The sequence below is a fragment of the Arhodomonas sp. KWT genome, from assembly GCF_010993615.1.
The window spans coordinates 1,234-2,474 of sequence record NZ_WNXE01000187.1; the positions used below are offsets into that span (position 1 = coordinate 1,234).

Consider the following 1,241-nt stretch of genomic DNA (forward strand, 5'->3'; position numbering starts at 1 on the left):
CCTGACGAGGAGGCACCCGCCGAGCAGCCCCGGACAGGCGAGGACTGGCTGGCCAGCCGCGACGGCGGACGCTACACGCTGCAGCTCATCGCCGGACGGAAGAAGCAGACCACCGCGAACTTCCTGGACGCCCACCCGGAGGTCCGCGACTCGGCCCGGGTGGTCACGGTGAGCGGCGACAACGGCACGTGGCATCTCGTACTGCTCGGCGACTACCCTTCCCGATCGGCGGCGATGCGGGACGTCCCCGCAAGCATCGGGGCCGACAACGTCTATCCCCGGCGCTTCTCGTCAGTGCGCAACTGAGCGCCCACGACGGACGCCATGACCAGACAGGGACGTCGCGCACGGCCTACCGTGCTTCGCAGCCACGGGCAGATCGGTTGCCAGGGGCAACCGACCCACGGACGTGCCACGCCCCTCTCCCCCTGCGGGAGAAGGGCCGGGAGAGGGGTTCTCCCGTGGCCGACGGGTCTTGTAAACCCCGTGCCCGTGAAGGGGCCGGTGCGGTAGGTTGACTGCTCCTGGCAGCCAACATCCCGTCCCGCGTGCGCGGGCGACGTCGACTGCCTTGAGCGGCCGGACTTATAACCCTGATGTCCGCGCGTTCCTCCAGCGTCTACGCAGGCGGGGCGAAGCCAGCATGGCCGCGTTGGGGCGGCCATGCGCAAGCCCGTCCACATATGTTCCGGCGTCATCAGGGACAGACCCTCTATACTCCGCAAATCGCCTGATCCGCGAGACAGTCCCTACCTGAACGTCGGGATCACGAGCAGGCCGATTGCCCGCAGGCAACCGACTTCATGTAACGGCCTTACCGGCCACCCCCGCGGGTCGGGCGCTGAAGGCGCGCGACCCCGCCGAGCGGTTTACGGGAAACGTCGCACGCGGCCTGAACCGCCGTGCACGACCCCGCCGGATACACCGTCCCGGGCACCATGACGGCCCGCTGCCTCGCCATCCTGAATGAAGGGGAAAGGTAATGATTCCGGAGGTCCAAAACAAAACGGGCGGATCCGAGGATCCGCCCGTCTTAAAGTAGAAACGCCCTGAGGTTCAGGGCGTAACCACCGGTTTTGTTTGGTGGAGCCAGGCGGGATCGAACCGCCGACCTCCTGCATGCCATGCAGGCGCTCTCCCAGCTGAGCTATGGCCCCGTGCGTTGGAGTGCGTATCCTATCGACCGGCCCGGGGGTCGTCAACCCTCCTGGGGCTGATCGACCACATTCTCCGCGATCCAC

The 1,241-nt window shown here is 67.2% G+C and carries 1 protein-coding gene and 1 tRNA gene; one reads left to right on the forward strand and one right to left on the reverse strand.

What is annotated here, in order from left to right; all coding sequences use genetic code 11:
- On the forward strand, positions 1 to 306 hold a 306-nt coding region (locus G7A99_RS16285; protein ID WP_205599880.1), incomplete at its 5' end, for an SPOR domain-containing protein.
- 775 nt (positions 307 to 1,081) lie between these two features.
- On the opposite strand, the gene G7A99_RS16290 is transcribed toward G7A99_RS16285, so the two are convergent.
- Positions 1,082 to 1,157 (reverse strand) — tRNA-Ala (locus G7A99_RS16290).
- Between the last annotated feature and the right edge of the window lie 84 nt (positions 1,158 to 1,241).